24 protein-coding genes and 1 tRNA gene are annotated in these 25,909 nt (G+C 68.0%); 9 read left to right on the top strand and 16 right to left on the bottom strand.

Features of this window, described 5'->3' with window-relative positions:
• Positions 1-3: 3 nt before the first annotated feature.
• From BU28_RS22400 to lysM, 3 genes are all read right to left on the bottom strand, one after another.
• The gene (locus tag BU28_RS22400; protein WP_051578010.1) at positions 4-1,077 is read right to left on the bottom strand and encodes a glycosyltransferase 61 family protein; all 1,074 of its coding nucleotides are present in this window, start codon (positions 1,075-1,077) and stop codon (positions 4-6) included.
• Positions 1,078-1,302: 225 nt separating this feature from the next.
• Positions 1,303-3,189 carry an acyl-CoA synthetase gene (locus tag BU28_RS0107760; protein ID WP_028718965.1) on the bottom strand — a complete coding sequence of 629 codons (1,887 nt, stop codon included), beginning with the start codon at positions 3,187-3,189 and terminating at the stop codon, positions 1,303-1,305.
• 104 nt (positions 3,190-3,293) lie between these two features.
• The gene (gene lysM, locus BU28_RS0107755; protein ID WP_028718964.1) at positions 3,294-3,848 is read right to left on the bottom strand and encodes a peptidoglycan-binding protein LysM; all 555 of its coding nucleotides are present in this window, start codon (positions 3,846-3,848) and stop codon (positions 3,294-3,296) included.
• A 141-nt stretch (positions 3,849-3,989) separates the two neighbouring features.
• Here lysM and BU28_RS0107750 point away from each other — a divergent pair, with 141 nt between their 5' ends.
• Entirely contained in the window at positions 3,990-4,496 is a 507-nt protein-coding gene (locus tag BU28_RS0107750) for a CAP domain-containing protein (protein ID WP_080620978.1), read from the top strand.
• Here BU28_RS0107750 and BU28_RS0107745 read toward each other — a convergent pair.
• From BU28_RS0107745 to tsaD, 5 genes are read right to left on the bottom strand one after another with little or no spacing between them, the layout of a single operon-like run.
• Entirely contained in the window at positions 4,493-6,289 is a 1,797-nt protein-coding gene (locus BU28_RS0107745; RefSeq protein WP_028718962.1) for an ABC transporter transmembrane domain-containing protein, read from the bottom strand. The two genes, BU28_RS0107750 and BU28_RS0107745, sit on opposite strands and share 4 nt — an antisense overlap.
• Positions 6,290-6,333: 44 nt before the next feature.
• On the bottom strand, positions 6,334-6,759 hold the full coding sequence (locus tag BU28_RS0107740) for an EVE domain-containing protein (RefSeq protein ID WP_028718961.1): 426 nt from the start codon (positions 6,757-6,759) through the stop codon (positions 6,334-6,336).
• A complete protein-coding gene (locus BU28_RS0107735) occupies positions 6,759-7,034 on the bottom strand; it encodes a YciI family protein (RefSeq protein ID WP_028718960.1) in 276 nt (91 codons plus the stop codon). The genes BU28_RS0107740 and BU28_RS0107735 overlap by 1 nt, the downstream gene beginning before the upstream one ends.
• Positions 7,031-7,978 carry an NAD(P)H-dependent glycerol-3-phosphate dehydrogenase gene (locus tag BU28_RS0107730; RefSeq protein WP_028718959.1) on the bottom strand — a complete coding sequence of 316 codons (948 nt, stop codon included), beginning with the start codon at positions 7,976-7,978 and terminating at the stop codon, positions 7,031-7,033. The genes BU28_RS0107735 and BU28_RS0107730 overlap by 4 nt, the downstream gene beginning before the upstream one ends.
• A complete protein-coding gene (gene tsaD, locus BU28_RS0107725; RefSeq protein ID WP_028718958.1) occupies positions 7,975-9,039 on the bottom strand; it encodes a tRNA (adenosine(37)-N6)-threonylcarbamoyltransferase complex transferase subunit TsaD in 1,065 nt (354 codons plus the stop codon). The genes BU28_RS0107730 and tsaD overlap by 4 nt, the downstream gene beginning before the upstream one ends.
• 69 nt (positions 9,040-9,108) lie before the next feature.
• On the opposite strand from tsaD, the gene BU28_RS0107720 reads away from it, so the two are divergent.
• From BU28_RS0107720 to BU28_RS0107705, 4 genes are all read left to right on the top strand, one after another.
• Positions 9,109-9,771, top strand: a complete 663-nt coding sequence (locus BU28_RS0107720; RefSeq protein ID WP_028718957.1) for a uroporphyrinogen-III synthase — start codon at positions 9,109-9,111, stop codon at positions 9,769-9,771.
• Positions 9,772-9,890: 119 nt separating this feature from the next.
• Complete coding sequence (locus tag BU28_RS0107715; protein ID WP_028718956.1) at positions 9,891-11,315, top strand: COG4223 family protein; 1,425 nt, start codon at positions 9,891-9,893, stop codon at positions 11,313-11,315.
• 10 nt (positions 11,316-11,325) lie between these two features.
• Entirely contained in the window at positions 11,326-13,137 is a 1,812-nt protein-coding gene (locus BU28_RS0107710; protein WP_036762309.1) for a heme biosynthesis protein HemY, read from the top strand.
• Positions 13,138-13,191: 54 nt separating this feature from the next.
• Positions 13,192-13,267, top strand: a tRNA-Thr gene (locus tag BU28_RS0107705).
• Between the two features lie 285 nt (positions 13,268-13,552).
• Here BU28_RS0107705 and BU28_RS0107700 read toward each other — a convergent pair.
• Positions 13,553-13,888 carry a hypothetical protein gene (locus tag BU28_RS0107700; protein WP_028718954.1) on the bottom strand — a complete coding sequence of 112 codons (336 nt, stop codon included), beginning with the start codon at positions 13,886-13,888 and terminating at the stop codon, positions 13,553-13,555.
• Complete coding sequence (locus BU28_RS0107695; protein ID WP_143809842.1) at positions 13,885-14,532, bottom strand: hypothetical protein; 648 nt, start codon at positions 14,530-14,532, stop codon at positions 13,885-13,887. Before BU28_RS0107695 ends, BU28_RS0107700 begins: the two co-directional genes overlap by 4 nt.
• 41 nt (positions 14,533-14,573) lie before the next feature.
• Between BU28_RS0107695 and BU28_RS0107690 the strand changes: the two genes are divergently transcribed.
• Positions 14,574-15,602: an IS110 family RNA-guided transposase gene (locus BU28_RS0107690; RefSeq protein ID WP_028718952.1), complete on the top strand. Its 1,029-nt coding sequence runs from the start codon at positions 14,574-14,576 to the stop codon at positions 15,600-15,602.
• 363 nt (positions 15,603-15,965) lie between these two features.
• Here BU28_RS0107690 and BU28_RS0107685 read toward each other — a convergent pair whose 3' ends face one another.
• Genes BU28_RS0107685 through BU28_RS0107665 form a run of 5 tightly spaced genes read right to left on the bottom strand, consistent with a single transcriptional unit; the run spans position 15,966 to position 20,896 of the window.
• On the bottom strand, positions 15,966-16,967 hold the full coding sequence (locus BU28_RS0107685; RefSeq protein ID WP_051578008.1) for a dipeptidase: 1,002 nt from the start codon (positions 16,965-16,967) through the stop codon (positions 15,966-15,968).
• An 18-nt stretch (positions 16,968-16,985) separates the two neighbouring features.
• A complete protein-coding gene (locus BU28_RS0107680) occupies positions 16,986-18,056 on the bottom strand; it encodes an ABC transporter ATP-binding protein (protein ID WP_028718950.1) in 1,071 nt (356 codons plus the stop codon).
• Positions 18,057-18,067: 11 nt separating this feature from the next.
• On the bottom strand, positions 18,068-18,880 hold the full coding sequence (locus BU28_RS0107675) for an ABC transporter permease (protein ID WP_233144986.1): 813 nt from the start codon (positions 18,878-18,880) through the stop codon (positions 18,068-18,070).
• Positions 18,880-19,788 carry an ABC transporter permease gene (locus BU28_RS0107670; protein WP_081791309.1) on the bottom strand — a complete coding sequence of 303 codons (909 nt, stop codon included), beginning with the start codon at positions 19,786-19,788 and terminating at the stop codon, positions 18,880-18,882. The genes BU28_RS0107675 and BU28_RS0107670 overlap by 1 nt, the downstream gene beginning before the upstream one ends.
• Positions 19,789-19,831: 43 nt before the next feature.
• The gene (locus BU28_RS0107665) at positions 19,832-20,896 is read right to left on the bottom strand and encodes an ABC transporter substrate-binding protein (RefSeq protein ID WP_028718947.1); all 1,065 of its coding nucleotides are present in this window, start codon (positions 20,894-20,896) and stop codon (positions 19,832-19,834) included.
• Positions 20,897-21,042: 146 nt separating this feature from the next.
• On the opposite strand from BU28_RS0107665, the gene BU28_RS0107660 reads away from it, so the two are divergent.
• Entirely contained in the window at positions 21,043-21,951 is a 909-nt protein-coding gene (locus BU28_RS0107660) for a LysR family transcriptional regulator (protein WP_036762307.1), read from the top strand.
• Positions 21,952-21,954: 3 nt separating this feature from the next.
• Here the strand turns inward: BU28_RS0107660 and BU28_RS0107655 are convergent, their stop codons facing one another.
• Positions 21,955-22,851, bottom strand: a complete 897-nt coding sequence (locus BU28_RS0107655) for a LysR family transcriptional regulator (RefSeq protein ID WP_028718945.1) — start codon at positions 22,849-22,851, stop codon at positions 21,955-21,957.
• A gap of 173 nt (positions 22,852-23,024) precedes the next feature.
• Between BU28_RS0107655 and BU28_RS0107650 the strand changes: the two genes are divergently transcribed.
• Positions 23,025-23,747, top strand: a complete 723-nt coding sequence (locus BU28_RS0107650; protein WP_028718944.1) for an isochorismatase family protein — start codon at positions 23,025-23,027, stop codon at positions 23,745-23,747.
• 86 nt (positions 23,748-23,833) lie between these two features.
• Positions 23,834-25,909, top strand: a complete 2,076-nt coding sequence (locus tag BU28_RS0107645) for a hydantoinase/oxoprolinase family protein (protein WP_028718943.1) — start codon at positions 23,834-23,836, stop codon at positions 25,907-25,909.

Here is a 25,909-nt window from a genome sequence, read left to right as displayed (position 1 = left end):
CTCTCACACCACCCGCCGCACCAGTGGCTGCTCACCCGCAGCCTCGACCGCGCGGATCGCCTCTTCCACCTCGGCCTCCTCCGGGGCGCGCCACGCTTGGGCCTTGGCGATGAAGCCCCCGGCCTCCAGGCGTTCGGCCAGCGCCGCGTGGTCCAGCTCGCCCGTGCTCAGGAAGTTCGGGTTGGCGCGGTCCGGCGGCATCCAGTTCGCCCGCAAGGCGTCGATGACGGCGGGCGGATGGCCCTGCATGCCCTCGATCTGGGCGGCGATGTTGGCATAGTCGCCGGTGCTGCGGCGCAGGATGATGCCGATGGTCTGCTCGGGCCGCGCCACCAGCCCCAGCAGGTGAAAGGCCGAGCCGTCCAGCCCCAGCACATGGCTCGCCGACTTGTACCAGATCAGCTGCTCGCGCAGCGTCATGGTCTGGGGATGCATGATCGCATAGCCCTCGCGCGCCAGGTTCCGCTCGATCGCCGTCTCGTTCAGGACGCCGCCCTGCCCGCCCAGGGCGGAACGCGAGACATAGATCCGGCGCGGCCCGTTCGACCGGATGCGCGCCGTCCGCAGCCGCAGCATGGCGCGGAACTCGGGGGTGCCGCGGGCGATGGCGCCCAGGCCGAAGCCCTGGCCGGGGATCACCAGCCGCTCGACCGCGACCGGCTCGCGCAGCAGGCTGACCGGCATCTCGGGCGCCAGCAGGTTGAAGAACGGGCGGTGCAGCCTTTGCACGCCCTTGATGTGGACGCGGCGCGGCAGGAACAGCCAGCCCTGCGCGGGTTCCGAGGTCAGCCACAGCCGCGCCAGCGATTCGACGACGAAATGGCCGAAATGGCCGAACAGGAAGCCGCCGAACAGATGCGTGCCGGAAAGCCGGGCGGCGGGCTCGGGCGGCTCGGCCAGGGGCCGGGGCACGCGCTTTTCGTCGCGCCAATGCGCCGCCTCGGGCACGTCGCCGTCGGGGCCCCAGACGCCGCAGACCGGATGCTCGCCAAAGCTGCGCGGCGGGACGATGACGGCGTTCTCGACGACGGTGATGCCGCGCGACCATCCGTGGTCCGGGTGCGGAGGCTGGTTCATGGCGGCTCCTTTCAGCGTGCTGCGCCCGGCCGCCGGCAACAACCGCAGCGGGTGCCGGCCCTTTAGGGCCTCAAGCCGGCGCCAAGGTCAAGCCTTGCGGACGCAGCCCGGCGGTCCGACGCGCGGTGCATGCCCGGTGTACGGGCAGTGTACGCGCGGTGCATTGCCTGTTCGTTGAAAATCAACGATTTGCGTCATGCACCGCGCGCTGCCGTTGCGCGGCGCTCAGGCCCACTCCCAGGGACCGGCGAACTGGCCCAGGCAGGTGGCCACGGCCGCCTCGTCCACGCCCTCGGTCCGGGCCAGCCGGGCGACCAGGCCGCGCTTGCGGTCGTCGACCACCTCGGCCACGGTCACGGCCAGCCCGGCCTGGGTCAGGGCGGCGCCATAGACGCGGGCGATGGCGCGCTTGCGCAGGTCCGGCTTGAAGATCTTGCCCACCGCCGTCTTGGGCAGTTCGTCAAGGATTTCAATGTGCTTGGGTATGGCCGCACGCTCGGGGATATGGCTGCGGGCGTGTTCGGCCAGCGCCTCGACCGTGACCTCGGCGCCGGCCACCAGCTCAACATAGGCGCAGGGCAGCTCGCCCGCGAAACTGTCGGGCTGGCCGATGGCGCCGGCGAAGGCCACGGCCGGATGCGACAGCAGCGCGTCCTCGATCAGCGCCGGGTCGATGTTGTGGCCGCCGCGGATGATCAGGTCCTTGGCCCGGCCGGTGATCCACAGATATCCGTCCGCGTCCAGCCGCCCCAGGTCGCCCGTGCGCAGGAACCGCCCCTCGGCGAACAGCTCGTGGTTCTTGTCCGCCTCGGTATAGGTCGAGCCCTCGAACACCCCGGGCGAGGCGACGCAGATCTCGCCGATCTCGTCGGTGGCGCATTCGCGGAAACCCGTGGGGGTCTTGCACAGGATGCGGACGTGGCTATAGGGCAGCGGCAGCCCGACCGATCCCACTTTCTTCAGTCCTTCCACGGGGTTGCAGGACACGAGACAGGTCGCCTCGGTCAGCCCGTAGCCCTCGGCGATCTCGACCCCGGTGGCGGTCTTGAAGCGGTTGTAAAGCTCGACCGGCAAGGGCGCCGAACCCGAGATCGCGGTCTTGAGGCTGCTGACATCGGCATCCACCTTGCGCTGCATCAGCGCGGCGATGGCAGTCGGCACGGTGATCAGGAAGGTCGCCTGCCAGCGCTCGATCAGCTTCCAGAAGTTGTCGAACACCCCCTCGCCGCGATAGCCGGCGGGCGTCGGCATGACCAGCTGCGCCCCCGAGGCCAGGCAGGACATCAGCACCGGATAGGCCGCGAAGACGTGGAACATCGGCAGCGGGCACATCAGCACGTCGGTTTCATCGAACAGCATCTCGGCGCCCAGCCAGCCGTTGTAGATCATGCCCGACTGCTTGTGCTGGGCGACCTTGGGCGTGCCGGTGGTGCCGCCGGTGTGGAAATAGGCGCAGACGCGGTCCCCTTCGGGTTCGTCGAAGGTCAGGCGGTTGTGCCGCTGGGCCGAGACGCAGGCCTCGAAATCCAGGTATTTCGCGGTGTTGCGGACCTCGAGCTTGGGCCGCAGGAACGGGATCGCCAGCCGCTTGAGGCCCGACAGATAGGGCCGCAGATCGACCTGCAGCACGGTCTTGACGTTCGGCGCGAGCGCGACCGCATCCGCCGCGCGCTGCGCCACGTCGGTCTTGGGAAAGGGCTTCAGCGTGACCAGGACCTTGGCCCCGGTCTCGCGCAGGATGGCGGCGATCTGTTCGGCATCCAGCAGCGGGTTGATCGGATTGACGATTCCGGCCGTCGCCCCGGCCAGCAGCACGATGGGCGTCTCCAGCGCGTTCGGCAGCAGATAGGCCACCACGTCCCGCGGCCCGATGCCCAGCGAGCGGAACAGGTTCGCGGCCTCGGTCACGCGCTCGTGCAGTTCGTTCCAGTTCAGCACCGCGGATTTCGAGCGGGGCGCGGACAGGATCTGAAAGCCCATGGCGGGCCGCGTCGGAAACCGTTCCCGGGTGCGGCTGAGCATCTGATAGACCGTCTGCGGCAGATCCCTGTTTCGATAGGGCATTTCCGCCTCGACCGCGTCGCGGTCCGCGGCTGTCGCGAACTTGGCCATCTGATCCTCTCCCTGCTTCTTGCGCTCCCGCGGATGAGGATGGTTCATAACCCGGGATCAGGGCAAGGGTCGAGGCCCCCGCACCGGGCGGGGGCAACGCAGCGTCAGGCTTGGCCGCGCGGGATGCGCAGGGTCTGGCCGGGATAGATCTTGTCGGGGTCCGACAGCATGGGCTTGTTCGCCTCGAAGATCTCGCGATAGCGGTTGGCGTCGCCCAGGTGCTGCTTGGCGATGGCCGACAGGGTCTCGCCTTTCTTGACGGTGTGGAACAGGGGCTGTTCGGCCGGAGCCGAGGCCGGGGCGCCCGGCTCATCTGCCAGTTCGACGCGGGCGATGCCCTTGATGTTGCCCACGGCAAGCACCAGTTTTTCCAGGGTTTCCTGATCGCGGGCCTGGCCCTTGATGACGACCGTATCGCCGCCTCGCAGGGTCAGGTGCACGTCCGAGGCGGTCAGCCCCAGTTCCTTGAGTTCGGCCTTGAGCGCGGCGACCTTGCGGTCGGTTTCGCCGTCGGCGCCGGCCTGGGCGGTCCCTGCCTGGGCTGCTCCTGCCTGTCCGGGGGCCGCCGGGGCCGGCTTGGCCGAGGGGGCGGGGGCGGCCTGCGCCTCGTTGCCGAAGATCGACTTGCCCGCGTCCTTCACGAAGTCCCAGAAAGCCATGGTGCTGTCCTTTCTCGTCTGGATTGTGCCGAGCGGAACGTTCCGCTTCATCGGCGGTTCCGTCAAGGACACTGTCGGGCCCGTTCCGGAACGCCGGTCCCGCCCACCCGCCCGCGCCAGCCAGAACAGGAGAGAACCCGGATGCCGCAGTCCCTTCGCAGATCCCGAACCGCCGCCATCGGCCTTGCCGCCCTGCTTGCTGCGCTGCCCGCCGGCGGCGTCCTGGCCCAGGGGCGGGCCACATGTCCGGCGACGACCGCGGCCGACAACCAGGCCGCGGCCGCCGCGACCAATGCGCAGCGCCGCGCGCGCGGTCTGGCGGCGGTCGCCCCCGATCCGCGGCTGGCCAAGGCGGCGGCCGCTCATGCCTGCGACATGGCCCGGCGCGGGGTGCTGAGCCATACCGGCAGCAACGGCAGCGCGCCGATGCAGCGGGCCAAGGCGGCGGGCTATGCGCCCCGCGTCATCGCCGAGAACGTCGCCGCCGGACCCGCCCGGCTGGATCAGGCGATGGCCATGTGGATGCGGTCCCCGCCGCATCTGGCCAATATCGCCAATGCCCAGGTGCGGCATGTCGGCATCGGCCGGGCGGTGGGCGCGGACGGGCGGACCACCTATTGGACGGCGGTCTATGCCGCGCCGCGCTAGCCGGCGGCCTGCAGTCCCGCGCCTTCGGTGAACTGCAGCCGCGCCAGCCGCGCGTAAAGCCCGCCCTGTGCCACCAGTTCCTCGTGCCGGCCCTGCGCCAGGATGCGGCCGTGGTCGAAGACCACGATCCGGTCGGCCTTTTTCACCGTGGCCAGGCGGTGGGCGACGATGATCGTGGTGCGCGACCGCGCCAGTTCGTCCACCGCGTCCTGCACCAGCCGTTCGGATTCGGCGTCCAGCGCGCTGGTCGCCTCGTCCAGCAGCAGGATCGGCGCGTCGCGCAGGATGGCGCGGGCGATGGCGATGCGCTGCTTCTGCCCGCCCGACAGCATCACCCCGCGTTCGCCCACCGGGCTGTCATAGCCCTGCGGCAGCGCGGACAGGAAGTCATGGGCATGGGCGGCGCGGGCGGCGGCCTCGACCTCGGCGTCGCTGGCGCCGGGGCGGCCGAAGCGGATGTTGTCGCGCGCGCTGCCCGAAAAGATCACCGGGTCCTGCGGCACCAGCGCGATGGCCTGGCGGAAGTCGGCCCGCGCCATCTGCCGCAGGTCGATCCCGTCGATCGTCACCTGTCCGCTGGCCGGGTCCCAGAAGCGCAGCAAAAGCTGGACGACCGTGGTCTTGCCCGCGCCCGAGGGGCCGACCAGGGCCACCGTCTCGCCCGGGGCGATGTCCAGCGTGATCCCTTCCAGCGCCGAGACATCGGGCCGCGACGGGTAATGGAAGGTCACGTCGCGAAAGCCGATGCGGCCCTGCACAGGACGGGGCAGGGGAACGGGGTTCGGGGGATCGGTCAGCGTGTCCTGCGCGCTCAGCAGTTCGGTCAGCCGCTCGGTGGCCCCGGCGGCGCGCTGAAGCTCGCCCCAGATTTCCGACAGCGCGCCGACCGCCCCGGCGACCAGCACGGCATAGATCACGAATTGCACCAGCTGGCCCGCCGTCATGACATCCGTGCGCACGTCGCGCGCGCCGACCCACAGGACGCCCAGGACGCCCGAAAAGATCAGGAAGATCACGATCACCGTCATGATCGTGCGCGTCCTGACCCGGCCCAGGGCCGCCCCGTAGGAGCGTTCCGTCACCTCGCGGAAGCGCGCGCGGGTCGGGCCTTCATGGGTGAAGGCCTGCACCGTCTGCGCCGCAAGCAGGCTTTCCGAGGCTGCGCCGGCGCTTTGGGCGATCCACTCCTGGTTCTCGCGCGACAGCGCCCGCAGCCGGCGGCCCAGCACGATGATCGGCACCACGACCAGCGGCACCAGGGCCAGGACCAGCATCGACAGCTTGACCGAGGTCCAGATCAGCATCGCCATGCCGCCGATCAGGATCAACAGGTTGCGCAGCGCGATGGACACGCTTGATCCGATGACCGACTGGATCAGCGTGGTGTCGGTGGTGATGCGGCTGATGATTTCCCCGGTCAGCACGCGTTCGTAGAATGCCGGGCTTAGCGTGATGACGCGGTCGAAGACCGCCTGGCGCAGGTCGGCCACGACCCGTTCGCCCAGCCGCGTGACCAGGTAATAGCGCGCGCCTGTCCCCAGCGCGAGCAGGGCGACGATCGCCAGCGCCGCGCCGAAATACTGGTCCAGCAGATGGGCGCCCGCGTCGAACCCGTCCACCACGCGGCGCACGGCCAGCGGCAGGATCAGGCTGATCCCGGCGGTGATGACAAGCGCGACGACCGCCGCGCCCAAGAGGCCGCGATAGGGCCGCAGGAAGGGCCAGAGGGCGCGCAGCGCGCCGATGCGTTTCGTGGTGGGCCGGTCGGCGGTGATGGTGGGGCCGCGTGCCATGTTTCCTCCCTTGGGGACCGGGGGCGCGGGGCCCGCCGGATTGCCTAGAGCGTTTGGGTGCCTTGTCCCAGGTCCAGGATGACCTGCCATTCGGCGTCGGACACCGGCTGCACGGACAGGCGCGAGTTGTTGACCAGGACCATGCCGGCCAGCCGGGGCTCGGCCTTGGCCTCGTCCAGCGTGACGGGCCGGTTCAGCCGGGCCACGGCGCGGACATCGACGCATTCCCATTTCGGGTCCTGGGCGGTCGAATCCGGGTGCGCCTCGGCCACGACCTCGCAGATGCCGACGACCGCCTTGCCGATGTTCGAGTGATAGAAGAAGCCGCGCTCGCCCTTTTTCATGGCGCGCATGTTGTTGCGGGCCTGATAGTTGCGCACGCCGTCCCATTGCTCGCCCGTCGCGCCCCTGGCGATCAGGTCGTCGAAGCTGAACACGTCGGGTTCGGATTTGAAAAGCCAGAAGGCCATCAGCCGATCACCTTGCGCCATTCGCTGACCTCGACCGAGGCGAACAGGCCCGCCTGCGCATAGGGATCCTGCGCCGCCCAGTCGGCGACCGCGCCCAGGCTGTCGCCTTCGACGATCAGCAGCGAGCCGCAGGGCTGGCCGTCCTCAAGGAAGGGGCCGGCCAGCAGGACGCCGGGGTTTTCGCCGACATAGGCCAGATGGCGCTCGCGCGTGTCCATCCGGGTTTGCAGGTGGTCGGGCTTGTCGCGGCAGATCACGGCGAACAGGGGCATCATTCCTCCTTCAGGGGGCGGTTCAACAGGATGTCGGGCGCATGTTCCACGGCGATGCGCCCCTCGGCAAGGCCCGCGACCAGGCGCGACAGGGGCAGCTCGATCCCCAGGCGGGGCGCAAGGGCCGCGACGGCGCGGGCGGTGGCCGCGCCCTCGACCGTGGTGCCGGCGCCGAAATCGCGGCCTGCGCCCAGGGCCAGGCCATAGCGGAAGTTGCGCGACTGCTGCGAGGTGCAGGTCAGCACCAGGTCGCCCAGACCCGAGAGGCCGGTCAGCGTTTCGGGCCGCGCGCCCAGGGCGGCGGCCAGCCGCGCCATCTCGGCAAAGCCGCGGGTGATGACGCTGGCGCGCGCGCTGTCGCCGTAGCCTGCGCCGATGGCCACGCCCGCCGCGATGGCGATCACGTTCTTCAGCGCCCCGCCCAGTTCGGCGCCCGCGACATCGGTGGTGCGGTAAAGCCGCAGCGTCCCGGTCGAGAGCCGCGCCTGCAGCGCCTGCGCCGCCTCGGCGTCCGCGCAGGCCAGGGCCAGGGCGGTTGGCAGGCCGCGGGCGATATCGGCGGCAAAGCCCGGGCCGGTCAGCACCGCGACCGTGGCGCGCGGGCAGGCCGCGCGGATCAGCGCCGAGGGGCCTTGCAGCGTCGACAGGTCGATGCCCTTGGCGCAGCTGACCAGGTTGCGGCCATCCAGCAGCGGGGCGTGTTCGGCCAGAAAGCCGCCCAGCACCTGTGCCGGCAGCGCCAGCAGCAGGGTGTCGGCGGTGCAGTCCCCGATCCGGTCGGTCAGGGTCAGCGGGTCGGGCAGGGCGATGCCGGGCAGGCGCGGGTTCTCGCGTCCAGTCCAGGCCACGTCGCGGCCCCACAGCGTGACCGGCCCGCGCGCGGCCAGCGCCACGGCCAGGGCGGTGCCGAAGGCGCCCGCGCCGATGATGGCGACGCCGCCGCTCATGCCTTGGCCCCGCGCTTGCCGGTGCCCAGCATCGGCGCGGCGGCGCTGTCCAGGGGCCAGCGCGGGCGGGCGGCTAGGTCCATGCCGTCGCGCTGACCGGCGCGGAACGCCTCGATCCCGGCCCAGGCGATCATCGCGGCATTGTCGGTGCACAGCCGCAGCGGCGGCGCCAGGAACCGCGCGCCCGCCGCCTCGGCCACCGCCATCAGCGCGCTCCGCAGGGTCTGGTTCGCCGCGACCCCGCCCGCGACGGCCAGCACGGGAACCTGGGTCTGCTCCAGCGCGCGGCGGGTCTTTTCGGCCAGCACCTCGGCCACCGCCGCCTGAAAGCCCGCGCAGATGTCGCGGCGGTCCTGTTCGTGCAGGCCGCCCTGCGCCGCCGCCAGCGCGTCGCGCTGGCGCAGCACCGCCGTCTTGAGGCCGGAAAAGCTCAGGTCGCAGCCCGGCCGGTCCAGCAGCGGGCGCGGAAAGGCAAAGCGCCGCGCATCGCCGCCCTGCGCCGCCGCCTCGACCGAGGGGCCGCCGGGCTGGGGCAGGCCCAGAAGCTTCGCGACCTTGTCGAAGGCCTCGCCCGGGGCGTCGTCGATGGTGCCGCCCAGCCGGGTGAAATCCTGCGCCCCCCGGACCAGCAGGAACTGGCAATGCCCGCCCGAGACCAGCAGCATCAGATAGGGAAAGCCCACGCCGTCCGTCAGGCGCGGCGTCAGCGCGTGGCCCGCCAGGTGGTTCACGCCGACCAGCGGCAGGCCCGATCCGGCGGCGAGCCCCTTGGCCAGCATCACCCCGGACAGGACGCCGCCGATCAGCCCCGGCCCCGCCGTCACGGCGATGCCGTCCAGCGCGTCCAGCGTCACGCCCGCCTGCTCCAGCGCCTGCTCGACGCAAAGGTCCAGCTTTTCGGCATGGGCGCGGGCGGCGATTTCCGGTACCACGCCGCCGAAATCGGCGTGCAGCGCCGTCTGGCCCGCGACGACCGAGGACAGGATCGTCCCGTCGCCCCGCACGACGGCGGCGGCGGTGTCGTCGCAACTGCTTTCGATCCCCAGAAAGGTCGGTGCCATGCTTGTCCTTGTCCGCGAAAGGCCGGTGGCCTAGGCATGTCCCACTAGCACCCAAGCGGGCCGAATGCCATGCCGCCGACCATCCTGCTGACGCGACCCGAGGCCGCGGCGCGACGCTTTGCCGCAGGGCTGGGGCCCGGCGGGCCGCCGGTCGTGATCGCGCCGCTGCTGCGCATCGTGGGGGTGGCGCATGACGCGGCGCGGCTGGCCCAGGCGCGCGGGCTGGTGCTGACCTCGGCCCATGCGGTGCCCTGGGCGGGGCCGGGACGCGGCCGGCCCGCGATCTGCGTGGGCCCGGCGACGGCCTGCGCGGCGCGCGCGGCGGGGTTCGACGTGACCGAGGGGCCGGGGGACGCGGCGGGCATGATGCCCATGCTGGAGGGCCTCGGCCCGGGCTGGCTGCACCCGCACGGCGCCCATGTCGCCCGCGAACTGCCGGTGCCCGGCATGGTCGTCTACGACCAGCAGGCGCAGGCCCCAACCCCGCAGGCGCTGAAGCTGCTGGCCGGCGCGGGGCCGGTGATCCTGCCGCTGTTCTCGCCCCGGACGGCCCGGCTGGCGGCGGCGATGGCGCGGGATGCCCGCGCGCCCTTGTGGGTCGCGCCGATCAGCGCGGCGGCCGCGGCGGCATTCGATGCGCCCTCTGCGCGCCAGGCGCTGGCGCCCACGCCCGACGGTGCCGGAATCCGCGCCGCCCTTGCCCGCCTGCTGGCGCCGGAACAATCGTGCTGACGGTGGGTTGAGGCGCACCAAGGCGGGGACTAGACTGCGTCGGAACGAACGATCCGGCAGGCGATCCGCAGGCCGCCGGGCAAGAACGTCCGAAGGCCGAAAAGGAACGGGGAAAGACAGTGAACGAGCAAGACAAGACATCGAGCCAACCCCCCGCAACCCCGCAGCCGAAAAAGCAGCCGGTGGCGGGCGCCGCGATCCAGTCCCGCCCGGCCGAGGCCAAGGCGCCCGAGACGGCAGCGGCCGCGCCCAAGCCCGCCATCGAATCGACGCTGGTGGGCGATGCGGCCAAGGGCAAGCCCGCCGCCGCGCGCAAGGCTGCCGAGGACAAGTCCAAGCCCAAGGCAGACACCGCCGCCGAGGCCAAGGCCGCGGCCTCCAGCACGGTCCCTGCCTCGGGCCGCCCCGATCCGAAGTCGTCCTCATCCTCGCCGTCGGGCGCGCCCCCCGTTTCCGCGACTACTACGGCCACGACCTCCGCCCCCGCAAAGGTGGTCGAGGTGCGGCGCGGCGGCTTTCTTCCGCTGGTCCTGGGCGGTGTCGTCGCCGCGGGGCTTGGCGCCGGTGCGACCTTCTGGGCGATCCCGCATCTGCCGCCCGAATGGCGCCCGGTCGCGGCCAACGGCCAGCCCGATGAGGCGGGCCTTGCCGCCGCCCGCGACGCCGCCGTCGCCGCCGCCCGCAGCGAGGTGCAGGCCGAGATCGAGGCCTTGCGCAACAGCGCGGCCCAGGCCGGGGCCGACGCCGCCCGCCAGGCGCTGGCCGACCTGCCCGCCGCGCCCCCAGGCTCGATCCCGCCCGCGCTCGAGGATCGCATCGCCGGGCTGGAACGCGGCCTGACCGACGTGACGAACCGCCTGCAACAGCAGCCCGAGCCCGAGCCCGCGCCCGCCCCGACCGTCGACCCGGCGGCGCTGGATGAATTGCGCGGCCGGCTGGACCAGCAGGCCGCCCGGATCGAGGAACTGGCCGCGCGCCCGACGGTCGATCCCGCCACCGCCGAGCAGGTCCAGACGCTTGCCTCGCAGGCGCGCGAACTGCAGCAAAGCACCGAGGCTGCGAACCGCCAGGCCCAGGCAGCGACCGCCGCGGCGGCGCTTGCCACCGCCTTCGAGGCCGGCGCGCCGCGCGATCAGGCGCTGGCCGATCTGGCCGCCGCCGGCATCGAGGTTCCCGAGGTCCTGAAGGGCGAGATCCCGCGCCTGGTCCAGCTGCGCGCCGAGTTTCCGGCGGCGGCGCGGGCGGGGCTGCGCGCCTCGCTGGACGCGGTTGCCGAAAGCGAGGGCACGATGGGGCTGATCGGTAACTTCCTGCGGGTCCAGACCGGCGCGCGCTCGGTCGAGCCGCGCGAGGGCAGCGATCCCGACGCCATCCTGTCGCGCGCCAATGCGGCGGTCGAGGCCGGCGCCATTGCCACCGCCCTGGACGAGATCGCGACCCTGCCGCAGTCCGGGCAGAACGCGATGAAGTCCTGGACGGATCGCGCCCGCATCTGGGTCGATGCCAATACCGCGCTGGCCGAACTGGCCGCGGGCGGCAGGTAAGGGGCCCGTCATGCTGCTTTCCGCGCTGAAAATCCTGATCTTCTTTGCCGTCGTCCTGTGCCTTGCGCTGGGCGCGGTGCAACTGTCGGAAACCGGCCACGCGCTGCGGCTGGTCTATGCCGGCACCGAATACACGCTGGGCCCGGTGCAGGCGCTGATCGCGCTGGTCCTGCTGCTGGCCGCAGGCTGGATCGCCTTCAATGTGCTGGGCCTGGCTCTGGCCTTCATCCGCTTCCTGATGGGGGACGAAACCGCCATCGACCGCTATTTCGCCCGCTCGCGCGAGCGCAAGGGCTACGAGGCGCTGTCCGAGGGGATGCTGGCCGTCGCCTCGGGCGAGGGGCGGCTGGCGCAGGACAAGGCGGCGCGCGCCGCCAAGTTCCTGGACAAGCCGCATGTGACGAACCTGCTGGCCGCCCAGGCCGCCGAGACCGCCGGCGACAACCGCAAGGCCTCCGAGGTCTATCGCACCATGCTGTCGGACGACCGCACCCGGTTCGTGGGCATCCGCGGCCTGATGCGCCAGAAACTGGACGAGGGCGACACCGCCACCGCCCTGAAGCTGGCGCAAAAGGCCTATGCGCTGAAGCCGCGCCACACCGAGGTCCAGGACATGCTGCTGGAGTTGCAGACCCGGCAGGGCGACTGGAAGGGCGCGCGCGCCGTGCTCAAGGACAAGCGCAAGCAGGGGCTGTTGCCGCAGGACGTGCATATCCGCCGCGATGCCGTGCTGGCGCTGAAGGAGGCCTCGGAAGTGCTGGCCGAGGGCAATTCGATCAGCGCGCGCGAGGCCGCGATTTCCGCGAACCGCGCCAGCCCCGACCTGATTCCGGCGGCCGTTCTGGCGGCGCGCAGCTACATCGCGCAGAACGATTTCCGCAATGCCAGCCGCGTCCTGCAAAAGACCTGGTCGGTGCGGCCGCACCCCTCGGTCGCCGCCACCTATGCCGAGATCGTTCCGGACGAGACCCCGGCCGCCCGCCTGCGCCGGTTCGAGGACCTGATCCGTCAGAACCCCGAACACGAGGAATCCAAGCTTCTGCGCGCCGAACTGCTGCTTGCGGCCGAGGATTTCCCGGGCGCCCGCCGCGCGCTGGGGGACATCCCGGCCAAGCACCCGACCGTGCGGTCGCTGTCGATCCTGGCGGCGGTCGAGCGGGGCGAGGGCGCGGACGACGCCCTAGTGCGCGCGACTCTGGCCCGCGCCATGACCGCCAGCCGCGGCCCGCAATGGGTCTGCGACAAGTGCCACAACGTCATGGCGGACTGGGCCCCGGTCTGCGACAGCTGCGGCGGTTTCGATACCCTGACCTGGCGCGAGCCGGACAGCGCCACCGCCTCGGCCGGGGTCGCCCCGAACGGGGTCGAACTGCTGCCCCTGCTGGTCGGTGCACCCCAGGACAAGGCGAATGGAGACACGGCGCCCCACGAGGCGCCGGCCGGTGGCAAGATACCGGAGGCCGCGGCGGCTTCTGCCGCGTCGCGGCCCGCCCCGGCCAGTCGCCCCGGCATGGTCGAGCGGGACGAGCCGTATGCGCCTCCGCCAAGGCACGCCCGGCCCGTCGTGGTCGAGGTGCCCGACGTGGCCCCCGGCATGGTCCCGCGCGAATCCGACTATCGCCGCCCCTTGGCCGAGGCTGAGCCCGCGATGACGGTGACCGACCCCGAACCCCTGCCCACACCCCCTGCCCAGCCCTCGGCCGTGCCGCCCCCTCCCGAGGCGGCCCCGGCCAGGATCGCCGCGGATGCCGACGTCCTGCCCGTCCGCCCCGACGTCGAGCCGCCCGAGGAGAGTGCAAACTTGTCGGGGAAAAGTCGCTGACCCCCCTTTTCGCCCGCGCCGGAACCTGCTATCCGGCGCGGCACATAGCGGAACGCCGGTGTAGCTCAGCTGGTAGAGCACGTCATTCGTAATGATGGGGTCGGGGGTTCGAGTCCCTTCACCGGCACCACTAAGGTGGTGAAGTCGCTGGAAAAAAGGCCGTTCGTTCAGGCGGCCTTTTTTCTTTGTGCGGTTCGTGGAACCACTGTGGAACCAACTGTAGCTTGTAACTGTTGGCGCGGTCCAGCTTCCGGACTGTTAGCGCGATCCAGCTTTGGCAGAACGGCGAACTAGGTTTGGCACGAAAATTTTTCGCTCGCCCTGTCAGGATCGCAGCCGGCTGGCCCTCTGCTCCTCTCATCCTGACACCCAAAAGGAAAGTTGGACGTGGCGCGCCACTTTCAACTTTTCGGCCCTAAAGTTTAGCCCTCCTGACCGCCGCGCCCATGACAGCGACGACCGCTACCGAGGCGATCGCGCCCATCTGGATCGGCCGCTGCCCGGCCTCGAGCGCCCATCCCAGCACCGCCCCCAGGCTCACGGCCGACCAGTCGAGCAGGCTGTCCCACCATAGCGCGCGGCGGCTGGTCAGGGCCTGGACCAGCTCGAATCCGGCATAGATGCCGCCGACGGCGACCAGGCTGCCGGTCAGCACCCACAGCGCCACGCCGATGCCGGCATGAGCGGCCAGAACGGCCGCCCAGACATAGGGGTCGCGCTGCGCCTCGGCCGTGAGCAGGTCGCGGATCATTGCGGCAGGCCCGGGAAGCGGCGGCGCAGGAAGGTGCGGGCCTCCGCGATCGTGTCCTCGGCCCCGGCGCCGAGCCGAACGCCCAGGATGTCGCCCATATCGGCGACCAGGGGCACAGCGGTGGTTGCGCCCTGGCCGATCCGGTCGAGCAGGAAGTCGGTCTGGAAGGGCGCGGCGAGAATGGCGGCCGAGCCGATCAGCGCGCCGTCCAGATAGACCGCCCATCCGGCTGGGCTCAGTTCGATTTCGAAGAGGTGCAGCCCGCTGGTGGGATATGTATAGTTGCCGGAATGGATGTTCTGCCCGGACGAGGTCCCGCCATTGTTGGTCCAGGCATAGATGTGGTTGAACGCCACGATCATGCGCAGCTCGTAATCGTCGGTCCCGGCCACATCCGAGCCGAACAGCCGCATGTTCGCCGTCAGCCCGGCACAGTCCATGACCCACATCAGGCGGATGCCCATGATGCTGGCCCGTGTGGCCAGGGTCGGCGTGCCTGTCGAGCCGGAGAGCTGCAGGGTGTTTCCGATCCGTGTCAGCGGCGCGCCCGAGACCGTGGCATCGAACAGCGCGCCGGCGGCGCCCTGGTTGAACCAGCGTTGATGGCGTGGATGCCCCCACCTGACGGCATCGCAATGTGCCAAGGTGATGCGTGTTGAAGCCATCACAGAAGGAGGGAGCATCCATGTCCGAGGTTACGATTATCGGGATCGATCTGGCAAAGCGCATTTTCCACCTGCACGGTGCCGGTCACGACGGATCCGTCGTGTTTCGCAAAAGGCTTTCGCGTGGCCAGCTACTTGCGTTCATGTCTCAGGTACCGCGGTGCGTTGTCGCCATGGAGGCGTGTGCGACGGCGCATGGCTGGGGCCGCGCTTTCGAGACGTTTGGACATGAAGTGCGCCTGATCCCGCCGGTCTACGTGAAGCCATTCGTCAAACGCCAGAAGAACGATTGCGCGGATGCCGAGGCGATCGTGGAAGCTGCGGTGCGTCCGACAATGCGCTTTGTGGCTTTGAAGACCGAAGACCAGCAAGCCCGCGCGATGCTGTTTCGGACGCGGCAGATGTTTGTCGGCCAGCGCACCCAAATGATCAACGCCCTTCGCGGGCATCTTGCCGAGCATGGCCTGGTCGCGGCGCGAGGAGTTGCCCAGCTCAAGAAGCTTGCGGACGCCATCGGTGACGTGAAAACGCCCTTGCCCGCCACGGTCCGAGAACTCGGCCAGATGTATCTGAACGCGATCGAAGGGTTGAGTGAACGCATTGCGGAACTCGACCGCAAGATGGGCCAGGCTACGAAGGAAGCAGCTTCGACGCGTCGTGCTCAAACCATGCCCGGCGTCGGGCCGATCACGGCATTGGCGATCGAAACATTTGCACCTGATCTGACCAGCTTTCGGCGCGGTAGGGACTTTGCCGCGTGGCTGGGGCTCGTGCCCCGCCAGCATTCGACGGGAGGCAAACCCCGTCTGGGCAAAACCTCGAAGATGGGACAGCGCGACATCCGAAGGCTCCTGATCTCCGGCGCAATGGCTGTGCTGCAGGCGGTCGAGCGCTATGGCAGTTCAAAGCATGGATGGCTTGTTCGCTTGCGGGGGCGCAAGCCACGCATGGTTGCCGCTGTCGCCTTGGCGAACAAAATGGCGCGAGGTCTCTGGGCCATGATGACGAAACAGGAAGATTACCGGAACCCGGCGGCGACGATGGCATGACAGTGCAAAGCTTGCCATCGCGCCTCGGTACGTCGGGCGTGTGAGGAGATCACTGAACAGTAAGGGCAAAGGATCGACAAGATCCGGGTTGGAGAAAGCAGTATTTGTCGTGGAGCCGAAGAGCTCGCTCTGTTGATTTGCCTCTGACCCGCGCATCGCCATACCGGCCTGCGGCCACGTTCGAGCCGCACCATGAGGCCTGATACATGACCGCATCCGATCACGCGTCTGAGCTATTCAAATACCACTTGCACGAAAGGGGGCATCCATACATGACAAATGGCGGAGCCACAGGCGGATCGGGGTTACGTCAAACTGATGCCGCCGGGGGAGGGCGGCCGCATCATCACAGCCATTGGCCTCTTAACCCCGCCAGACCTCGGCTAGCAGGGCGATCCAATTTTCGCCCATGACGCGCTCGATCCTCGCTTCGGGCCAGTTCCGGCGCTGCATGGCGGCGGTCAGAGCGCTGGTATGACCGATCGAGTCCAGGCCGGCCGGGTTCTTGATCGTGCCCAGATCCGTCAGGCGGCGGGCATAGCCCTTGTCATGGCTGATCCAGTCGAAGAACTTCTGTCCATGACCCTGGGTGAAGTCGGTGCCATAGCCGACCCGCTCCTCGCCGCAGAGGTTGATGACGTATTCCATTGCATCGACATAGTCGTCGACCGTCGCGTTGGCCCCACGTGCCAGGAAGGGCGTAAACATGGTCACGCCCACGAAGCCGCCATGGTCGATGATGAAGCGCAACTCCTCGTCCGTCTTGTTGCGCGGATGCGCCTTCAGCCCGGCGGGCAAGCAATGGGAATAGGCGACCGGCTGGCGCGAGGCCAGGATCACGTCGCGGCTGCTTTGCGCGCCGACATGGGACAGATCGCACAGGATCCCCAGGCGGTTCATCTCGGCCACCACCTCGTGTCCGAAGTCCGACAGCCCGCCGTCCCTGGACTCATAGCAGCCGGTCGCGACAAGGTTCTGGGTGTTGTAGGCCATCTGGATGATGCCGACACCCAGATCCTTGAACAGCGACAGATAGCCGATCTGATCCTCGATGCCGGTGATGTTCTGCCAGCCCAGGATGATGCCGGTTTTGCCCTCGGCCTTGGCGCGGCGGATGTCGGCGGTGCTGCGCACTTGCAGGATCAGGTCGTCATTGTCGCGAAACCACTGCTTCCACTGCATGATGTTGCGCATCGTGCCGGTGAAACCCTCCCAGATGCAGCAGGTGCAGTTGGCGGCCGTGATGCCGCCGCGCCGCATATCCTGGAAGATCGCGCGGTTGAAATCGGACACGATCAGCCCGTCCACGACAGTCAGCCGGGCATGCAGGGCATCGGCCCCGGAAACGGGGGTCAGGTCGTTCATCGTCTTCTCCTGTTCGGTTCAGTGTTCGCTGACGATCACGCCGGCAGAGGGGGACCAGCACAGCCAGACGCGGCTGCCCTGCGGCACCGGCGTGGCGCCGCCCAGACCGGGTGCGGTGGTGCGCGCGGTCATGCGCGGGCCGGCCTCGGTCGCGATCTGGTATTCCACCGCCGCACCGTGAAAACTCATCACCTCGACCCGGCCCGCCAAGGCATTGACCCCTTCGTCGGGCGCCGTGGTCGCAATCGCCACCACCTCGGGGCGCAGTGCCAGGCAGGCGGGGCCGGCGACGGGCGCTTGCCCTGCCAGGCGCAGGACCGGCCCCGCATCGGTCACGAAGCTGCCGTGATCGGCCGCCATGCGTCCGCGCAGCAGGTTCGGGATGCCCAGAAAGGCTGCGGCGAAGGCGGAACGCGGCTGAGTATACATCTGGTCGGGCGCGCCAACCTGTTCCACCCGGCCATTATACATCAGCACCATGCGGTCGGAGGTGCTCATCGCCTCGTCCTGATCATGGGTGACGAAGACCGTGGTCAGACCCAGCGATTGTTGCAGTTGGCGGATCTCCAGCTTCATCTCCTGGCGCAGCGAGGCATCCAGGTTCGACAGCGGTTCATCCAGCAGCAGCACGTCGGGTTCGATCACCAGCGCCCGGGCCAGGGCCACGCGCTGCTGCTGGCCGCCCGACATCTGCTTGGGCAGGCGGTCGGCGTATTGGGACAGGCGCACCCGCGCCAGTGCCTCGCGCACGCGGCGGGCGGCGTCGGTTTTGTTCACCTTGCGCATCTCCAGCCCGAAGGCCACGTTCTGCGCCACGGTCATGTGCGGGAACAGGGCATAGTTCTGGAACACGAAGCCCATGTTGCGCCGGTTTGGCGGCAGGCCGGTCACGTCGCGCCCGCCTACCGTAATCCGCCCCTTGGTCGCATCGACGAAGCCGCCGATCATGCGCAGGGTGGTGGTCTTGCCGCAGCCCGAAGGCCCAAGAAGCGCCACCAATTCGCCATCGGCGATGCGCAGCGTCATGTTTTCCACCGCGATGGCGGTGCCGTAATGCTTGGCGACATCCTGAAGAACGACGTCAGACATGGCTTATCCTTTCAGAAGGCGCGGCTGAGCTTGACATAGCGGTCGGTGACGATCAGCAGGGCCGTCACTAGGGCGATCTGCACGGTGGCGACGGCGCCGATGGTCGGGTCGAAATTCCATTCCAGGTAGTTGATCAGCGCGATCTGCAAGGTCGTGCTGTTAGGTCCGACCAGGAACAGCGATTTTTCCAGATCGATGAAAGAGTTGATAAAGGCGAACAGGGACCCGGCGATCACGCCCGGTTTGATGACCGGCAGGGTGATGCGCCAGAATACCGTCAACGGTCCCGCCCCCAGGCTGCGCGCCGCCTCTTCGACCGAAGGGTTGACCGAGATCAACGCTGTGGTGACCAGCCTGATCATCCAGGGCAGCGCGATCAGTCCATGGGCGACCAGCAGGCCTGCGCTGGTCCCGGCGATGCGCCAGCCGGTCAGGAACTCCACCTCCAGGAAGAACACGAACAGCGCGCTGCCGCCGACGATGCCGGGCACGATCATTGGCGACATCAGCACCGTGTTGATCGCCTCGCGCCCCTTGAAGCGGGTCCGAGCCAGGGCAAAGCTGGCCGGCAGGCCCAGGGCCAAGGCGATGCCGGTGGCGATCAGGCTGGTCCGGATGCTGAGGAAGAAGCCGTTGCGGAAATCCGACAGCTCCCATGCGCGCAGATACCAGTCCAGCGTATAGCCCTGCGGCGGAAAGGACAGGATCTTGTTGGAAAAGAAGCTCATCCAGACGATGAAGACCAAAGGCAGGGTGATGAAGCCGATGGCCAGCACGGCAAAGGCGGCGTAACCCCGGCGGATGGCGCGTGACTGTGCGGGCATCACTCGCTCCATTTCCGATAGCGGCGCTGGACCAGGACCGACACGCCCACTGTCAGGATCAGCGTCACGGCCATCAGGATGAAGGCTAGGGCCGCGCCGAAGGGCCAGTTCATCACCTTGGCGATCTGCTGATAGACGGTCGGCGCCATCATGTGGAATGTCGGCCCGCCGATCAGCACGGGCGTGGCATAGGCATTCATCGACAGGATGAAGCACAGGACGCTGCCCGCGAGGATGCCGGGCATCGCCAGCGGCAGCACGATCCGGCGCATCACCGTCAGGTGGCCCGCGCCCAGGCTCTGACCCGCGTCCTCAAGGTTCTGGTCGATGGATTCGAAGACACTATTCAGGGTGATGACCATGAACGGCAACAGGACCGAGACCAGGCCGATGGTGACCCCCGCCGAGGAATACATCAGCCCCAGCTGCCCGTCCCAGCCGAACAGGCGCAGAAAGGCCGCCAGCACGCCTTGGTCGTTCAGGATCAGCATCCAGGCCGATGTCCTGACCGCGTTCCCGATCAACAGCGGCACAAGGATCGCCAGCAGCAGCGCGCGCTTGGCGCCGGGCGCCACATGGCGGGCCAGGAAATAGGCCAGCGGAATTCCGGCGGCCAGGCAGATCGCCGTGGACAGGGCCGAGATGCCGATCGTGCGCCACAGGACCTCTTGATAGAAGGCATCGCCGAAGAACTTGATGTAATTCTCGGCCGTGACCGCGCTGATCATCAGCTCGGCCGGATCATAGCGGTTCAGGCTGTTGCGTAGCATCAGGGCCAGAGGTGCTAGCAGGCCAAGCGCCACGAAGATCATTGCCGGTGCGCTGAGCCAGGGGGCGCCCAGGCGCCGGGGCGTGCCGGCAGGGGTGGGCGGCGGGGCCGGATCTACTGCCATCTCGGTCATGCTCATGCAGGTTCTCTCATGCAAGGGCGGATTGGAGCAAGCGTGCGGTTCAGACGGCGAAGGACTTGTTCCACCATTCCAGCCAAGCGGCGGTGTTCTGCGCCACATAGTCGAAGTCGAGGAAACGCATCTTCGCCCGCTCCTCGGCCGAGAAATCGACAAGTTGGCGCAAGTCATCCGACAGCGCGGCCTTGGTGTTGGCGGGGGCATAGAAGCTGGCCTCGGCCAGGCCCGCCATGGCCTGCGGATCCAGCATGGCGTCCAGATAGGCATAACCCGCGTCGGGGTTGGCGGCGAACTGCGTCAGGCAGGCCCCGAAGGTCACGGCGATGGCGCCTTCCTCGGGATACTGGATAGCCAACGGCAGCCCGTCATGCGCCCATTGCAGCCCGCGTGCCTTGTAGTTCACGGCGATCTCGACCTCGCCGTTGGCCAGCCCGGCCTGCAACTGCTGGTGGGCGGCGTAAAGACGCGGCTTGCTGTCCGCGACCAGACGTTCCAGGCGGGCCTTACCATCCTCGACACTGGTCATGTCACCCTTTTCGACCAGCCCGGCCATCATCATGTAGTTGAAGTAAAGCTGGTTGGTCAGTCCGACCTTGCCCGCCCATTTCGGATCCCAAAGCTCGGCATAGGATTTCGGCGGCTCGGATACTTTGGTGGTGTCATAGATGATGACCACGCCGCTATAGAGCCAAGGGACGAAATAGGGGCTTTGCAGTTCCGGGGCGGTATCGGCGTAATTCGGGATGCGCGCTGTATCCAGTTCGGCGACCACCCCCTGCTTCTGCAATTCGAAGGCGTCCGAGCTGTTGATATGGATCACGTCGGCCGAGGCGCGGCGGATGCGCTTTTCGCTGATCAGCTTGGCCTTGCGCTCGGGTTCGGTCCCTAGGTCGCGGACGATGCTGAAGCCCTTGTCCTCGAGCAGCGGCTTTTCCACGTATCGGACCGTGCGGTCGTTCCAGTCGCCGCCCCAGTTCGACACCACGACCGTGCCGCTGGCAGCCCAGCCCCTGCGCGGCGCGATGGCGGCTGCGGCCACGCCGCCGAGCAAAAGGCCCAGCGTGCTGCGGCGTGAGAATGTTGCGGAATCGATGATACGGCTTGCCATGATGGGCAATCTCCCTGTTGTGTGGCGGGCTTCGTTGGCCCTGCGTCTTTTGGATGTTTCACAAACGATGCAGGACGATTCGCCATTTGTAAAATATCAATTTGCACTTTATTATTTCCTACAAGTTATCAATGATGAGCCGTGCCATGGGCTTGGACCTTCGTCATCTGCGCGCTTTTTCGGCAGTCGGAAACGAACTGCATTTCGGCCGCGCGGCGGATGCGCTGCATATCGCGCAACCCGCCCTGACCAAGATCATCCAGCAGCTTGAGGCCGAGGTGGGCGTGCCCCTGCTGTTGCGCACCACCCGCCGGGTGGAACTGACGGCAGCGGGCAAGGCCTTCCTGTCCGAGATCGCTACTGTGGAAGGCCAGATCGACCGGGCCATCAACCGGGCCCGCCATGCCGCGCGTGGCATCCGGGGCGAATTGCGAATCGCCTATACCGATTTCGCCATCAACGGCCACCTGCCACATGTGCTGCGCGATTTCGCCAGCGCGCATCCCGACATCCGGCTGGACCTGATCTTCATGCCGACCACCCTCCAGCACGTCGCGCTGCTGCAGCAAAGCATCGACATCGGCTTCATGATCGGGCCTTTCGAGCACAAGACGACCCGGCAGATGATCTTCGACCAGGACGACTATGTCGCGCTGCTGCCCAGTTCCCACCCGCTTTGCGCCCAACCGTCCCTGACGCTGGCGCAATTGGCGGACGAGCCTTTCGTGCTGGGCACCGGCGACAACTGGGCCGCCTTCCGCAGCAGGCTGTTCGCGGAATGCCGCAGCCGAGGGTTCTTTCCGAACATCGTGCTGGAGGCGTCGAACAGCGAAGGCATCTTCGGGCTGGTGGTCGCGGGGGTGGGGGTCACGATCTATTCCAGCTGCGTCGGCAACCTGCCGCGCCTGGGCGTCGCCGTGCGCCCGCTGCGGGATGTGACCAACAAGCTGCCGGTCACCGCAGTCTGGGACCGCACGAACAGGTCGGAGGTGCTGGAAACCTTCCTTAAATTCCTGCGGACTCAAGGCCGGAACAGCGTTCCGGCCCTTCCCTGAGCACTAGCGCATCCCGGCCAGCTTGGCGACCTCCACGAATTCGCGGACCTGGCGCGACCGGTTCGACCGTTTCCAGGCCAGGACGGTGCTGATGCGGAACTGCGGGTGGATGATCGGGCGCACCTCGACGCTGCGGCCCAGAAATCCGATCAGGCTTTCGGGATAGACGGTCACGCCCAGCCCAGCCGCGACCAGGCCCAGCAGGGCCAGGGTGTTCGAAGCCTCGATGGTGATGTTCAGCGATATGCCCTCGGCGCTGAACAGATTGGCCAGGCGCCAGCGGTATTCCTCCCATTCATGGGTATCGCCCAGGATAATGTCCTGGCTCGCCAGGTCCGCGGGCGTGACCACCGGCAGGCGCAGCAGCGCATGGTTGCGCGGCGTCACCACATAGAGCGGTTCGAGCGAGAGCGTCAGGCTGTGATAATCCGAGTGATCGAACGGCCCGATCATGTAGCCCAGGTCGATCTCGTCATTGGCCAGGGCGATCTTCTGGCCCTGGGTGCGGATATAGCGGATCTTCAGGTCGACCTCGGGATGCGCCTGTCGGAACCGCGCCACCGCGGCAGGCATCAATTCGGTGGCCGCGAAGGCCATATAGCCGACGTTCAGCGCGCCCAGCTTGCCCTCGGCGATGCGCCGGGCCAACTGGATCGACGATTCGTAGCCGCGCAGCAGGTCGGCGTTGTCGTCATAGAAGCTGCGCCCGGCCTGGGTCAGCCGGACCTCGCGCGTGGTCCGCTCTAAAAGCCGAAAGCCTAGTGTAACTTCAAGCTTCTGGATGCGTCGGCTCAGCGCCGACTGGTCCAGATGCAGGCGCTCGGCGGCGCGGCGAAAGCTGAGTTCCTGGGCGAGGGTGATGAAGGAATGGACATTCTCGATGCCGGAATGATCGCTCATGAAACGGCGCCTTACAATTGATGCATCTGGTGCATGAATAATTGCTGACACGCCATTTCCCCCGGGTCAAGGAAACGCGGAATATGCCCCTCAGAGCGGCGGACGATGGATGCCGGCGGCTCGGATACCCGGCGCAGCGCTGCGCCTTTCTTACCCAGACAAGGATCTCGATCATGAGCGAAGTGGACACCAAGGAACTGGACCGCCTGCTGCAGGAAGCCTTCGACACCGCGACCAAACTTTACAAGGAGCGCGGCTTCCAGCGCCGCGTCGGCTTCGGAAAGCGTCCGGCCCTGGTCAGCGTCGATCTGGCGAATGCCTGGACCCGCCCGGGCAACCCCTTCACCTGCGACCAGGAGAAGATGGACAACGAGATCATCCCCGGCATGCAGAAGCTGCTGAAGGCGTTCCGCGCCGCCGGCCTGCCGGTCGTCCATGTCACCACGGCCTACGAGATCACTGACCGCAACGCCGATTTCACCGACATGGGCCTGTGGCACAACAAGATCCCGGTCGATGTGGTGGACATCAAGGACAAGGACCTGTGGGCCATCGACAGCCGCATCGCGCCCATTGACGGCGAATACACGCTGCTGAAAAAGCGCGCCTCGTCCTTTCACGGCACCGAGCTGGCGGGCATCCTGCGCGCGAACGGCGTGGATACCATCCTGGTCACCGGTGTGACCGCCTGCGCCTGCGTGCGCCAGACGATCTGCGACGGTATCGCGGACGGCTTCCGCACCATCGCGGTCAAGGAAGCCATCGGTGACCGTGTGCCGGGCGCGGTGGCCTGGAACCTGTTCGACATCGACGCCAAGTTCGGCGACGTCCACACCGTCGATGAATGCGTGGCCTATATCGACGGCCTCGGCGCCCAGAAGATGGCGGCGGAATAACCCCAACTGGCGCCGGTCCCTTGCGGCCGGCGCCTTTTTTCAGCGCCGCGAAGACGGGCGCGAGCCAACCAACAGAGAGGTGTCACATGGCCAGGATTGGCGTCGATGTGGGCGGGACGAATACCGATCTTGTCCTCGAATGCGCAAAGGGGGTCTTTTACCACAAGGTTCCGACCACGCTGAAGAACCAGTCGATCGGCGTGGTGCAGGGCGTCAGGGGCATCTGCGACCAGGCGGGGATCGACCCGTCCGAGGTCGAGACCATCGTCCACGGCACCACCACCGCGACGAACATCACCATCGAGCACAACGGCGCGGAATGCGGGATGATCACCACCCACGGCTTCCGCGATATCCTGCATATCGGGCGCCACAAGCGGCCCTATAACTTCAGCCTGCACTTCGACGTGCCCTGGCAAAGCCAGCCGCTGGTCAAGCGCCGCAACCGCATCGCCGTGCGCGAGCGCATCCTGCCGCCGACGGGCGAAATCGCCGAGCCGCTGGACGAACAGGCCGTGCGCGACGCCTGCGCGTTGTTTCGCAAGCGCGGCATCGGCTCGGTCGTGATCGGCTTCATGTTCAGTTTCCTGAACGACGCCCACGAGGCCCGCGCCAAGGAGATCGTGCTGGAAGAAATTCCCGGCGCCTATGTCACCATGTCGTCGGAACTGGCGCGGGTCATGCGGGAATACGAACGCTTCTCGACCGCCGCGATGAACTGCTATGTCGGCCCCAAGACCGCCTATTATCTGCGCGATCTGGATGCGCGGCTACGCGAGGCGGGCGTTACCTCGAAACTGCGCATCATGCAGTCGAACGGCGGTGTCTCGACCGTCGAATCCTGCGCGCGACGCCCGATCCGCATCCTGATGTCCGGCCCGGCCGGCGGCGTCATCGGCGGTGCGTCCGAGGGCCAGATGGCCGGCACGCCCAACATCATCACCGTCGACATCGGCGGCACCTCGGCCGACATCTCGACCATCCCCGGCGGGCAGCTAAAGATCATGAACCAGCGCGACACCTATGTCTCGGGCTATCCGGTGCTGACGCCGATGATCGACCTGGTGACCATCGGCGCTGGCGGCGGCTCGGTCGCCTTCATCGACGACGCCGGCGGCTTCAACGTCGGCCCGCGCTCGGCCGGGTCCGAGCCGGGACCGGCCTGCTATGGCCGCGGCGGCGATGAGCCGACCGTAACCGACGCGCAGATTGTGCTGGGACGCCTCGACCCCGACATGGCGCTTGGTGGCGACCTGCGGCTGGACGCGGACCTGGCCCGCAAGGCGGTCGAGGAAAAGATCGCCCGGCCCCTGGGCCTGTCGGTCAACGACGCGGCGCTGGGGATCATCAGGATCATCAATAACAACATGGCGCTGGCGATCCGGTCGAACTCGGTGGCACGCGGCATCGACCCTCGGGAATTTTCCATCATGCCGTTCGGCGGCGCGGGTCCGCTGCACGGCGTGGCCCTGGCCGAGGCGGTCAGCGCCCGCGACGTGGTCGTGCCGGTGGCGCCGGGCATCACCGCTGCCGTGGGCCTGTTGAAGACCGACCTGCAATACGAACATACCGAGGCCGGGATTCTGATCCTGAACTCGGCAAGCGACGCGGAACTCGCTCGCATCAACAACAATGTCGAAAAGCTGTGCCAGGCCGTACACGAGGAACTGGACGCGGACGGCATCGCGCGCGAGGCGCAGGATCTGAAGATCATCGCCGAATGCCGCTATCAGGGCCAGGGCTTCGAACTGCGCGCCGATTTCCCCGACGGGCCGCTGACGCAGGAGAACAAGCAGGTCATCATCGACAGCTTCCACGACGCGCATGAACAGGACTACGGCTATGCCTATCGCAAGGCCGAGGTGGAACTGATCACGCTGCGGGTCATCGGCTCGGCCAGCGTGCGCCGGATCGAGATCCCCAAGGTGCAGCCCACCGACGGCAGCTCGATCGACCGGGCGCTGATGTTCGTGCGCCCGACCACCTTCGACTGCGGCCGGACGCTGGAAACACCGCGCTACGACCGCACGAAGCTGTTCGCGGGCGACCGCGTGCCGGGGCCGGCGATCCTCGTCCAGCACAATTCCACCACCCTGGTCCCGCCCGGCTATGTGGCCGAGACGCTGGATTACGGCAACACGCGCATCAGCAAGGGGGCGTGA

This window comes from Paracoccus yeei ATCC BAA-599, assembly GCF_000622145.1.
Lineage (GTDB): Bacteria > Pseudomonadota > Alphaproteobacteria > Rhodobacterales > Rhodobacteraceae > Paracoccus > Paracoccus yeei.
The sequence above is the reverse complement of the archived record's forward strand: the minus strand, read 5'-3'. Positions and strand labels throughout refer to the sequence as shown.